Below are 12,692 nucleotides of genomic sequence, written 5' to 3'. Positions count from 1 at the left end.
ACACTGTTTGGAGAAAGGCATGCACGATTATGTTGTGGTTGGAGGTGGCTCGGCAGGCTGCGCGTTAACAGGTCGCCTGATCGAAGCCGGGGCCTCCGTTCTGCTGATTGAGGCCGGTCCGCGCGATACCCATCCACTGATCCATATTCCCGCCGGCTTCACCCGGTTGCTGGCGAGTCCACTGCTCTCTCGCCATGAAACCCAACCACAAACGGCCATGGACGGACGCAAGCGCATTCTTCCTCAGGGCCGAGTGCTGGGCGGTGGAAGTTCGGTGAATGCACTGATCTATATCCGTGGCCAGCACGAGGATTACGACGATTGGGCCCGTGCAGGCTGTAATGGCTGGGCGTTTCGCGAAGTGCTGCCGTACTTCAAACGTGCCGAGGACAATGAACGATTCGACAATGGCTACCACGCCACTGGTGGGCCGCTGGGTGTCTCTGACCTCAAGCAGGTGTGCGAACTGTCCCGTGGGTTCGTGCGGGCCGCGCAGCAAACCGGCATTCCCTTTACTGCGGACTTCAATGGCGAGCGTCAGAACGGCGTCGGCTTCAATCAGATCACCGCGCGCAACAATCGTCGTTGCAGCGCGGCCGTGGCCTACCTGCGGACAGCGGAAAAATCCGATCGCCTGACGGTCGTTACAGACGCCACGGTGCAAAGAGTCCTGATCGAAGGTGATCAGGCCGTTGGAGTCGAGTACACCCACAAAGGTCGACGGGTACAGGCGCGCGCCAGTAAGGAAGTGATCCTCAGCGCAGGCGCCATTCAGTCACCAAAGCTGTTGATGCTGTCCGGTATCGGACGCGGTGAAGAACTTCAGCGTCATGGCATTCCGTTGCTGCATGAATTGCCCGGTGTGGGGCAAAACCTGCAAGACCACGCGGAAGTCGGCACCATCGCCTACTGCCACGGCAAGTACGGTTACTACGGCCAGGACAATGCCTTCAATACGGTCAAGAACGGCCTGCAGTACTTGATGTTTGGCAGCGGTCCTGTCAGCTCGAACGTCACCGAGGCCTGCGCATTCGTCAACACCGACAACGCACAGGAGCGGCCCAATGCACAGATGCACTTCGTGCCTATCGTGTTTTTCGACCTTGACCAGGACACCATCAAACAGCCTGGCGCAACCATCAACACCTGCGTGTTACGCCCCAAGAGCCGCGGCGAAATCCGCCTGACCGACAGCAAGGCCGAGACCCCGCCCCGCATTGATCCACGCTATTTCGCCCACCCGGAAGATCGTCGGGTCGCGATCAAAGGGTTGAACCTGTCCCGGGAAATTCTCGCGCAACCGGCCATGCGCAAATACACCGGCGAAGAGGTGTTTCCAGGACCAAGCGTGCGCAGCGATGAGGCGCTGTTGAGTTACATCGGCCAGCGTGCCAAGACGGTTTACCACCCGGTAGGCACCTGCAAGATGGGTGACGACGAAATGGCGGTGGTCGACCCGGAACTGCGCGTTCGAGGCCTGCGCAATCTGCGCGTCGTCGACGCCTCGATCATGCCTAACCTGATCTCCGGCAATACCAATGCGCCCTCGATCATGATCGGTGAAAAAGCTGCAGACATGATCCTTGGACGTTCGGCATTGCCAGCCTCCGCCTCCCATTCGTAAAAGAGGAATTTCGTTATGCCTATCAGCGGTAAAACCCAAGTAGTGGTGCACCTCACCTACCCCGCCAAACACCTGCGAACCCCCGAGTTTTTCAACCCGCTGCTGGAGCGGCTCGGCTATGACGGGGTGCTGGTGCCTTGGGAAGTGTCACCGGCCAATTTGGCCACGGCGTGGGAAGGATTGCGCGGCATAGAAAACCTGGCGGGGGTGATTGTCACCGTTCCGCACAAGCTGGAGGTGGCGAAGTTGTGCGATGAACTCAAAGGTACCGCCAGTCTGTTGAAGGTCTGCAATGTCGCCAAGCGACTGCCCGACGGTCGCTTCAGCGGGCGCATGTTCGATGGCGACGGCTTCGTTGGCGGTCTGAAAAAGCAAGGCCATGACCTGAGCAACAAACGTGTTCTGTTGCTGGGCGCAGGTGGCGCCGCTACCGGGATCGCCCATGCGTTGCTCGCCGAAGACATCCAGGAGTTGGTGATCAGCAACCGCACACCGGCCAAGGCTGAAGAACTGGCCCGCGAACTGCGGCGGATTTTCCCTGATCGGCGAGTCAATGCCGGTCCGGCCGACGCGACCGGTTTCGATGTAGTGATCAATGGCACTGCATTGGGCCTTAAAGCTCAGGATCCGTTGCCGCTACCCGCCGAGACACTCGCGTCCGGCACGGTGGTCGGTGAAGTGGTGATGAACCCGGACATCACGCCGCTACTCAGGGCCGCCGCCGAGCGTGGCTGCATCATCCATAAAGGCGCGCACATGATCACCGGCCAGATCGATCTGCTGGCCGAGTTTCTATTTTCCAAATCGGGCGTCTGACACGCCCTCCTCCTCTGCATAAGGAAAGACCATGAAAAAGACTGCAATCGTCACCGGCGGCGGCTCCGGCATCGGCCTCGCCACTGCGCAACGCCTGCACGCGGACGGCTATGAAGTTTTCACCGTGGGGCTCGGCGAACCCGAGCAACGCATTGAGGGCATTCATTATCAGGAACTGGACGTGACCAACGACGCGGCAGTGAATGGCTTCTTCGAGCGGTTCGAGCGAGTCGACGCGATCGTCAACGCCGCCGGCATCATTGATCACACTCGCGAGTGGGAGCTGGACGGCTTCAGTCGCGTCATGGACGTCAATCTCACGGCCGTGTTGCGCATCACCAACGCGGCCCTGCCCGGCTTGAAAGTTGCTCGTGGTGCGGTGGTGAATTTCGCCTCGATGTGGGGGATTTTCGGCTCCGCCAAAACCCCGGCCTACGCCTCGAGCAAAGCGGCCATTTCCGAGCTGACACGCTGCATGGCAGTGGCCTGGGCGACCGATGGCGTGCGGGCCAACGCCGTGGCGCCAGGCTGGATTCTGACCAACCTGTCGCGTAAAGCGTTCGAAGACCCGGTCCGCTCGGAAGGGATCATGGCGCGCATCCCGATGAAGAGTTGGGGCGCCCCCGAAGACGTGGCCAACGTGATCGCCTTCCTGGTCTCTGATAACGCACGCTACGTAACGGGCACGACGTTGCCGGTAGACGGCGGGTATTCGATCGCCTGATGTCATCTGGTCGAATGAACCCTTGACCGACTAAAAACATGATATATCATGCATCACAACAAGATCGTGGACTCGGCAACCTGTCGCCGGGCCTCGAATAACAATAAGCCGTGAAGTGAGAGGTACTGTATGAATCTGGTTTTCGGTTCGCCCGGTCGCTACGTCCAGGGCACTGAAGTACTCGCTCAGGCGGGTACCTACCTGGCGCACTGCGGACGCAAGGCCGTGGTGGTTATCGACAGTTATGTACTGGGCCTGATCCGGCAACGACTCGATGACACCTGTGCGCAATCCGACGTAGGTTTGCACTACATCACTTTCGACGGCGAGATCACTGCCGACGGGATTGCCGATCTCAGAATGGCAGCTGCGGAGGTTGAGTTCGACATGATCCTGGCCGTCGGTGGCGGTAAGTGCATCGACGCCGGCAAAGCCCTCGCCCACACCTCCGGCCGCGCACTGATCACCATGCCAACCGTGGCCTCCAACGATGCCCCCACCTCAAAAAACTACGTGGTCTACGACGCTCATCATCAACTGAGCGAAGTCGGTCACCTGCTTGTCAGTCCTCGCTATGTGCTGGTGGACACCTCGCTGATTGCCCAGGCACCGCGTCAGTTCCTGCTTGCGGGAATTGCCGATGCGCTGACCAAAAAGTTCGAAGCCGAGCAGTGCTACAAGTCCGGTGGCGTAAACATGTTTGGCGCACGTCCCGCGCTCTCGGGACTGATGTTGGCGCGCGAGTGCTACCACATCATCCGCCAATACGCGGAACCGGCACTGGCCCAGGCCGGTAGCGGCGAAGTAACGGTTGCCTTTGATCACTTGATCGAAGCCGTGCTGTTGATGAGCGGCCTGGGGTTCGAAAGCGGTGGCTTGTCCATCGCCCATGCAATGACGCGTGGCTTGTCGAAAATCCCGGGTGCACAACAGCAGGTTCACGGCTTTCAAGTGGCCTATGGTTTGCTGGTACAGCTTGTTCTGGAAGACCGCGACGCCGAACTGATGGGCGATATGTTGAGCTTCTATCAACGTATCGGCCTGCCACGCAGCTTGTCCGAAATGGGTGTTCCGGTTATCGACAACTCGGTGCTGATACAGGTGGCCGAGCCTACGTTGAAAGCCCCTCACGCCCGCAACTTTGTCTCGGTATCGGGCGGCGCATTGACGTGCGACGAGCTGATCGGGGCAATGCGCGCTCTGGAGGGGTTGACCCACTGAGCCCTCACTGAAACATCGACAATTGAACCCACAACCACCCCGTTGAAGTTCAAACCCCGCCACTGAGATTCAACTTCAACAAATTCATGCCTGTGATTTGGAGGTAGAGATGTCTACGCCCCGCAAAACGCTAGAGCAGTGGAAAGCCAGCAATTTTGTGCCTTCCGCCGAGACCGTTATCAAGCTCAAAGACCGGGCGAAATTCGTCCGTCTTGAAACGATCCGCCTGATTGAAATCGCCAAGACCGGCCACTACACCTCGGTGTTTTCCGCCGCCGAATTGTTCTCCGCGCTGTACTACGACGTGATGACCATTCGCCCTGAAGAACCGAAATGGCCGGGCCGTGACCGGTTCCTGATGGGAAAAGGGCACGCCGCCGTGGGCCAGTTTCCTATTCTTGCGGACCTCGGTGTCTTCCCCAAGGAATGGCTCGATGAATACACCCGTCTGGGCAGCCCTTTGGGCGATCACCCTGACATGCGCAAAGTGCCCGGCATCGACTTCTCTTCCGGCTCCATCGGCCACGCCCTCTCCGGCGGCCTGGGCATGTGCCTGGCCCAACGCTTCACCGGCGAAGTCTACGACGTGTTCGTCATGTTGGGAGACGGCGAAATGCAGGAAGGCCAGGTTTGGGAAGCCGCGATGAGCGCCGCCCATCACAAGGCCAAACACCTGATTGCGATAGTCGACCGCAACGGCTTCCAGCTCGACGGCTCGGTCGACGACGTGATCGGTATCGAGCCGCTGGACGAAAAATGGCGGGCGTTCGGCTGGGAAGTGCATGTCATCGACGGCCACAACATCGCCGAAGTGACCGAAACCCTGCGCCGTGTCAAAGCCGACGAAACCCGCGACAAGCCGGTCTGCATCATCGCCAAAACCGTCAAAGGCAAAGGCGTTTCCTACATGGAGACCGAACCCGGCTGGCACCTCGGTTACCTCGATCCGGAAGATGCCAAACGCGCTATTGCTGAAATCGAAGCCATGGAGATCTGAACATGAATGCCCCTCTTTCCCCCAATTCCTGGCAGTACCGTGGCCTGAACGCGCTCAACCCGGGTTTGTCGTTTTTGTCTGATGCGCTGATCGAACTGACCGAAGCCGGTTATCCGGTAATGGCCGGTTCCGCCGATTTGCAGTATTCCAACGGCCTGAACAAGTTCGCCAGCCGCTACCCCGAGCGTTACCTGCAATTCGGTATCTCGGAGCAGAACATGGTCACCGCCGCTGCCGGCCTGGCCACCTGCGGCGTGATGCCGTTCGTGGCGACCTTCGCGTCGTTCCTCGGCCTGCTGTGCTGCGAGCAAATCCGCATGGACGTTGCCTACTCGGCGCAGCCGGTGCGGCTGATCGGTCACCACACCGGCATTTCCCTGGGCTTCTACGGCACCTCGCACCACGCCACCGAAGACATCGCCACCATGCGCTCGATAGCCGACCTGGCGGTGGTGTCGCCAGCGGACGGCGCCCAACTGGCGGCTGCGATCAAAGCCTCGGCTACCTACGACAAACCGGTGTATTTCCGCATCGGCCGCGGTCGCGATCCGATCGTTTACGACGACAGCGTGGTCTTCGAGTTCGGCAAGGCACATGAGCACATCGAAGGTGAGGAACTGACCATCATCGCCTGCGGCATCACGGTATATGCGGCCCTGGCCGCCGCTCGCAAAATGAACGCTGAAGGGCGTTCCGTGGGCGTGATCGACATGGCCTCGATCAAACCGATCGACCGTGACGCCATCCTGCGCGCCGCTGCCCTCAGCAAACGCATGATGACCGTCGAAGAACACAACGTGCTGGGTGGCCTGGGTGCGGCGGTAGCTGAAGTCCTGTCGGACGAAGGCGTCGGCGTGAAGCTCAAGCGCCACGGCATCTACGACGAATACAGCCTGATCGCTCCGCCGACTCATTTGTACGAACACTACAAGCTGGATGCCGCCGGTATCGAGGAAGTGGCACTGGTACATATGAAGGCCTGATCACCTTTCAGGAGTGAGGTTTGCCCCATGCCGGGCAAGCTTCGCTCCAGTATTTTCGTCGTATTGGACACCTCTTTTCCTCAGGGAGCCTCACGCAATTCACCTCCACCAACCACACCCCGTGGTTTATGAAGTATCTCGGAGCCAACAATGAATAACATCACCGAGACCATGTCCGACTACTCGACCGGACAGGCCAAAACACGTACCTCCCTGCGCAGAAAGTCATTGATGGCCACCGGCGTCGGCAACTTGCTGGAGTGGTTTGATTGGACTATTTATACCGTCGCTTCGGTGTACATCGCCGCCGCACTCTTCGATAAAAGCAACGCAACTTCTGCATTACTGAACACCCTCGCGGTATTTGCCGCGGGGTTTCTGTTGAGGCCTATTGGCGGCATCTTCTTCGGCATCCTCGCCGATAAACTGGGAAGACGCGTGGTGTTGCTCAGTACCATGCTGTTGATGGCTGGCGCGAGTCTGCTGATCGCCTTTATTCCCTCTTATGATTCGGTTGGCAGCTGGGCTTCAGGACTCTTGCTGCTGGCCAGGTTGGTACAAGGTTTTGCGCATGGCGGTGAAACCACCACCTCCTACGCCTACATTGCTGAAATCGCGCCGCCGAAACGCCGAGGACTGTGGTCAAGCACGGTGTTTATCGCGGTGGGCTGCGGCTCGTTGCTAGCGACGTTCTACATGGCGCTGCTGACGTCACTGTTGTCCGTCAGTGAGATGCAGGAATGGGGCTGGCGTATTCCCTTCGCGACGGGTGGCCTGTTGGCCGTCTTCGCCTTATGGCTGCGTCGTAACATGATGGAAAGCGAACATTCACCGAGCGCTGGCAGTGAATCGACAACCCCAGCCTGGAGTCGTGGCAAGATCATCCAGCACGGCGTTCGTCTGTTTCTTTATGAAGCCGGCGCTACGTTGACCTACTACACCTGGGTCACCTCGGCCTCGATCTACGCTATCAGTGTCAAAGGCATGGACCCACGCAGTGCGTTTACCATGAGCTGTATTGCGCAGGTCATCTACCTGGTATTTCTGCCGATCTCCGGCTGGATATCGGATCTGTGGGGGCGGAAGATTTCAGCGTTGATTTCCTTGCTGGGGATTGCCGCCACGCTGTTCCCGTTGTGGGGTTTGATTTCCAGCGAACCGTGGACCTTGATGGTGGCGCAGACTGCAGGCTTGCTGTTGGTGGCCTTTATCACCGGTTGCAAACCGGCTTCGATCTCGGAGCAGATTCCGACTCGCTATCGCACTCGAATGTTTGGTGTATGTATCTCTCTGGGCGTCGCGGTGTTCGGTGGTACAGCTTCTTATCTGACGACTTGGCTGTACTCGGAAAACATTGGCTGGATGTTCAATATCTATTTGATCGTTGTCGCGGTCATTGCCAGTGCCGTGGTGTTGATGTGGAAAAACAATCACGGTGTACCGATCGACAAAATCTGAAATGAATGACCTGTGAGAGCGGGCTTGCTCGCGAAGGCAGTAAGGCAGTCAACATCGATGTTGAATGTCCGGCCGCCTTCGCGAGCAAGCTCGCTCCCACACAGGTTCTCTGCAAGGTTCTACAGTTGAGTTAACCGCCCAACGCATTCACCAACGCCGCTTGATTCTGCCACTGTGCGGTCTTGACCTGCGACAGCGCGTTCTGCGCCGTCAGTTGCACCCGCTGAGCCTGCAATACATCAAGGAACGGCGTCTCCCCAGCCCGCCAGGCCCGCTGAATCTGCTCGGCAGCTGAGCTGGCTTGACTGGCCGCACTGGCCAGGAAAGTCTGACGTTCGGCATTGCGTTGCGCAGCAGCCAAGGCTGACTCCACCTCGGAAACGGCCGTCAGCACGGTGCGTCGATAGCTCAGCAACGCCTGACGCGCTTCGGCATCGCGCAGGTCCACCACATTGCGTCGCCGGCCGCCGTCGAACACCGGCACGCTGGCATTCACGCCGGCCAGCCAGAATGTCGAAGCGGCCAGATTGGCGGCGCTCACACCATCAATCAAAGACCCCAGGGCCGCCGACAGGCTCAAGCGCGGCAGCAGATCCGCCTTGGCCACACCGACTCGCGCATAGGCCGCAATCAAGCGTGCTTCGCCGGCGCGTATGTCAGGACGCCGACGCAACAGATCCGCAGGCGTACCGGCGTCCAGCAACGACACCGTGGCGATGTTCGCCGGGCTCGCCTGGAACTGCTGATACAGCGTCTCGGTCGGCTGGGCGAGCAGCACCGACAAGCCCAGCAGCGAACGTTGCCAGTTCAGTTGCAGCGCCGGGACCTGGGCGGCGGTGGAGTCCGACTGCGAACGTGCGCGAAGCAAATCCGCTTCAGGACTGTCCCCCGCCGCATACAGCTGCTCAGTCAGCTGCAAGGTCTCAGCCTGGCTGGCCGCACTTTGCTTGACGATCGCCAGGCGCTCCTCCAGCCCTCGCGCTTCGGCGTAGGCCTGGACCACTTCAGTGATCAGCGCCACACGCACACCCCGCGCCTCTTCCTCTGTCGCGTTGAGGTCGGCGTCGGCAGCGCGCACCCCTTCACGGATACGGCCGAACAGATCGATTTCCCAGGCCGCACTTAACCCCAATGAGGTCGGCTCGGTGATCAGCGAGTCAGTGAAACCCGCCTGATCCGCCGAGATACGCTGACGAGCGACACTCGCCCCCAAATCGACCTGAGGGCTGCCGGAAGCTCCGGCGATGTTGCGCAGTGCACGCCCGGCATCGATCCGCGCCAACGCAATCTGCAGGTCAAGGTTTTCCCCCAGGGCGCGCTCCACCAGACGGTCGAGCAACGGGTCCTGATAAAGCTTCCACCAATTGTCTGTCACGCTGGCGGGTACAGCCGTTTGAGCGTTGACGAAACTGTCGACCGGCAAGTCGCTCTTGGGCGGCATGACCGGCGAGGCGCAGGCACTCAGTAGCGCGGCCCCAAGTACCAGGCCTGGAACGCTGAGATAATTATTCATGGGCCTCACCCTGTTCAGAATGGTTGGTTTTAGACTGTGCCTGACGCTCGCCACCGGCCATTCGGCGGATCAACACATAGAACACCGGAGTGAACAGCAGACCGAACAGCGTGACGCCGATCATGCCGAAGAACACCGCCGAACCCACCGCCTGACGCATTTCGGAACCCGCGCCCTCGGACGTGACCAACGGCAACACGCCGAGGACGAAGGCCAGCGACGTCATCAGAATCGGGCGCAATCGCAGACGACACGCCTCGACGACCGCATCAACGATGCCTTGCCCCTCTTTCTCCTGCTGCCTTGCCACTTCGACGATCAGAATCGCGTTCTTCGCCGCCAGTCCCACCAGTACGATAAAACCGATCTGAGTCAGGATATTGATGTCCTGCCCCATCAGACGTACGCCACCGGCAGCCGCTAGCAGACACATCGGTACGATCAACAGGATCGCCAGTGGCAGACTCCAGCTGCCGTACTGTGCCGCCAGTACCAGGTAGACAAAAATCACACACAACGGGAAGACCAGGAGGCCCATGTTGCCGGCAGTGGTTTGCTGATAGCTCAGATCAGTCCACTGATAGGTGATGCCGGCTGGCAGCGTCTCATCAGCTAGACGTTCCATCGTCTTGATGCCGAATTCCGAACCCAGTCCCGGCAATGTATCGCCGTTGATTTCCGCAGTAGGAAACAGGTTGTAGCGCGGGAATCGCTCCACACCCAGCGCCTCATGCAGACGCGTCACGCTGGCAATCGGCACCATCTGACCGGCATCGTTGCGCACCTTGACCCGCGACAGATCCTCTGGCGTGACCCTGTACGGCAAGTCCGCCTGCGCCGTCACTCGATACGTACGTCCCACGAGGTTGAAATCGTTGATGTAGGACGAGCCAAAGTACGTCTCGATGGCCTGGTTGATCTGGCTGCTTGGCACGCCCAGCATTTCGGCGCGTTCACGATCCAATTCAACGAACACCTGTGGCGTCCGGGCCGAGAACGGTGAATAGACGCCGGTCATGCCTTGAGTGGCGTTGGCGGCAGCAATCAGGTCGTCGGTTGCTTTGGCCAATGCTTCGGTACCCAGCCCGGCAGTATCCTGCAAACGCATGGAGAAGCCGCCCGTGCTACCCAAGCCTTGAACCGGTGGTGGCGTGGCGACAATGACCGTTGCACCGCTGACCGCTTTCAAACGTTCACGCAAGTCTTCGGCGATCTTGTCCGACGTCAACCCATGCACTTTACGCACGGACCACGGCTGGAACACTGGCGCCAGGCCGGCCGAGTTCGATGAGCTGGTACCGGTCACCATCGAGAAACCGGAGAACGTCGGTACTCGGTCCACACCCGGCACATCCAGGGCAATCGCCTCGATCTGCTGAGAGATTTCGTTGGTCCGCTCCAGAGAGGCACCGTCAGGGAGCTGCACGATGACCACCAGGTAGCCACGATCCTGAACCGGGATGAAGCCCTTGGGCGTCGACACCATTAGATAAGCGGTCGCGGCAATCAACACCGCGTAGATCGCCAGCATCAACGGAGTTTTTGCCACGAGGCCACGCACGCTGCCGGCGTAGCCTGAAGAGAGTTTCAGGAAGCCGCTGTTGAAGCCATCAGCGGCACGCTTGAGCACACCAAAAACGCCTTTTTTCGGCTTCTGATGGGCTTCAGGATCATGTCGACGCAGAATCATCGCCGCCAACGCTGGAGACAGCGTGACCGAATTGAACAGCGAGATCGCTGTGGCCACCGCAATCGTGATCCCGAACTGGCGGAAAAACTCACCCGAGATACCCGGAATGAACGCGGTCGGAATAAACACCGCACACAACACCAGGGTAATGGCGATCAACGCGCCGCCGATTTCCTGCATGGTCACGATGGTCGCTTCCAGCGGGTTCTTGCCATCAGCCAGATGTCGCTCGACGTTCTCCACCACCACAATGGCGTTGTCGACCACGATCCCCACGGCCAGCACCAGCCCGAACAGGGTCAGGTTGTTGATCGAGTAACCGAGCATCGCCATGACCGCGAAGGTGCCGACCAGCGACACGGGGATGGCCAGGATCGGAATGATCGATGGCCGCCAGCCTTGCAGGAAGATCATGATCACCAGCACCACGAGGATCACCGCCTCGTAGATGGTCTTGCCCAGCTCACCGATACTGTCGGCGATGAACGCCGTCGGGTTGTAACCGATGCTGTATTCGATGCCTTCGGGGAAGTCCTTGCCGATTTTCTCCATGGTCTCTTCGACCACTTTCATCGTCGCCAGCGCATTGGCGCCCGGACGTTGCAGCACTTGCAGGCCGATCGCCGGGTTACGCAAGTAATAGGTGTTGTTGACGTACGCCAGCCCGGCGATTTCCGTGCGTGCGACGTCCTTGAGACGCACAAGGCGTCCGGCAGTACCCGACTTGAGGACGATGTTGTCGAAGTCGGCAGGCTCTTTCAGTCGACCCTCGAAGATCAGGTTTGGCTGAAACGCCTGAGACGCCACCGGAGGCTGGGCGATCACCCCGCCGGCCACCTGGGTGTTTTGCGAACGCACGGCGGCGATGATCTCTGCCGGCGTCAGGTTGAAGGCCGCCACACGCTCTGGATCGAGCCAGATGCGCATTGAATATTCGCGAGCCCCCAGCGGGTTGATGTCGCCGACACCGTCGATACGCTTGAGGACATCAGCGACATTACGGATCGCGAAATTCGACACATACAACTGATCGTAGGTGCCCTTGGGCGACGAGATGAAAATCGTCGACAGCTGCGTCGGCGAGGACTTGCGCACCGTCACTCCACTGCGTTGCACCGGTTCCGGCAAACGCGGCGTGGCCAACGCCACGCGGTTCTGCACCAGCACCTGGGCCTTGTCGACGTCGGTGCCGCTCTTGAAGGTCACGGTCAGGTTCAGGCTGCCATCGGACGTCGCCTGGCTGTACATGTAGAGCATGTCTTCAACGCCGTTGACCTCCTGCTCGATCGGAATCGCCAGGGTCTCGGCCACCGTCTGCGCCGAGGCGCCGGGATAGGTCGCGGTGACCACCACGGTAGGCGGCGCGATGTCCGGGTACTCGGACGTCGGCAACACCAGATAAGCCAGGCCACCGATGATCATCAAAACGATTGAAAGCACAATCGCCAGCACCGGTTGTTCGATGGATGTGCGTCCCAGGCTCATAGCGGCGCTCCCTGGGCTTCAGGGGTTTTCGCGGCCTGAGCCAACACACGATCCTGGGCCGTCGCGGTATCGCCAGCCCGAACGCGTTGCAGACCATCGACGATCACCCGATCCTGCGCCTGCAAACCGCTGGAGATCTCGCGCAAACCGTCATGCAGTTTACCGAGGGTGACCGGCCGGA

Annotated in this window: 9 protein-coding genes and 1 pseudogene; 7 read left to right on the top strand and 3 right to left on the bottom strand. The window is 59.7% G+C overall.

The window, feature by feature from the left end; translation table 11 throughout:
• The first annotated feature begins 19 nt into the window (after positions 1–19).
• From BZ163_RS30995 to BZ163_RS30965, 7 genes are all read left to right on the top strand, one after another.
• Entirely contained in the window at positions 20–1,624 is a 1,605-nt protein-coding gene (locus tag BZ163_RS30995; protein ID WP_128874108.1) for a GMC family oxidoreductase, read from the top strand.
• A gap of 15 nt (positions 1,625–1,639) precedes the next feature.
• Positions 1,640–2,440: a shikimate dehydrogenase gene (locus BZ163_RS30990; RefSeq protein ID WP_128874107.1), complete on the top strand. Its 801-nt coding sequence runs from the start codon at positions 1,640–1,642 to the stop codon at positions 2,438–2,440.
• 31 nt (positions 2,441–2,471) lie between these two features.
• Complete coding sequence (locus BZ163_RS30985; RefSeq protein ID WP_128874106.1) at positions 2,472–3,164, top strand: SDR family NAD(P)-dependent oxidoreductase; 693 nt, start codon at positions 2,472–2,474, stop codon at positions 3,162–3,164.
• A gap of 129 nt (positions 3,165–3,293) precedes the next feature.
• Positions 3,294–4,385, top strand: coding sequence for a glycerol dehydrogenase (locus BZ163_RS30980; RefSeq protein WP_128874105.1), 1,092 nt, complete (start codon positions 3,294–3,296; stop codon positions 4,383–4,385).
• A 109-nt stretch (positions 4,386–4,494) separates the two neighbouring features.
• Entirely contained in the window at positions 4,495–5,382 is an 888-nt protein-coding gene (locus BZ163_RS30975; protein WP_128874104.1) for a transketolase, read from the top strand.
• 2 nt (positions 5,383–5,384) lie between these two features.
• Positions 5,385–6,365, top strand: a complete 981-nt coding sequence (locus BZ163_RS30970; protein ID WP_128874103.1) for a transketolase family protein — start codon at positions 5,385–5,387, stop codon at positions 6,363–6,365.
• A gap of 150 nt (positions 6,366–6,515) precedes the next feature.
• Positions 6,516–7,823 (top strand): MFS transporter, encoded by a 1,308-nt coding sequence (locus BZ163_RS30965; protein ID WP_178110518.1) that lies wholly within the window; start codon positions 6,516–6,518, stop codon positions 7,821–7,823.
• A gap of 130 nt (positions 7,824–7,953) precedes the next feature.
• Here BZ163_RS30965 and BZ163_RS30960 read toward each other — a convergent pair whose 3' ends face one another.
• The 3 genes and pseudogenes from BZ163_RS30960 to BZ163_RS30950 all read right to left on the bottom strand — a co-directional run.
• Positions 7,954–9,336: an efflux transporter outer membrane subunit gene (locus BZ163_RS30960; RefSeq protein WP_128874102.1), complete on the bottom strand. Its 1,383-nt coding sequence runs from the start codon at positions 9,334–9,336 to the stop codon at positions 7,954–7,956.
• On the bottom strand, positions 9,329–12,511 hold the full coding sequence (locus BZ163_RS30955; RefSeq protein WP_128874101.1) for an efflux RND transporter permease subunit: 3,183 nt from the start codon (positions 12,509–12,511) through the stop codon (positions 9,329–9,331). The genes BZ163_RS30960 and BZ163_RS30955 overlap by 8 nt, the downstream gene beginning before the upstream one ends.
• A pseudogene (locus tag BZ163_RS30950) lies at positions 12,508–12,692 on the bottom strand (efflux transporter periplasmic adaptor subunit); the annotation flags it as partial. The gene BZ163_RS30955 and the pseudogene BZ163_RS30950, both read right to left, overlap by 4 nt.

The organism is Pseudomonas sp. VI4.1 (assembly GCF_002029345.1).
GTDB lineage: Bacteria > Pseudomonadota > Gammaproteobacteria > Pseudomonadales > Pseudomonadaceae > Aquipseudomonas.
Note: the sequence above shows the minus strand (reverse complement) of the source record. Positions and strands in the feature narration are given on the sequence as shown.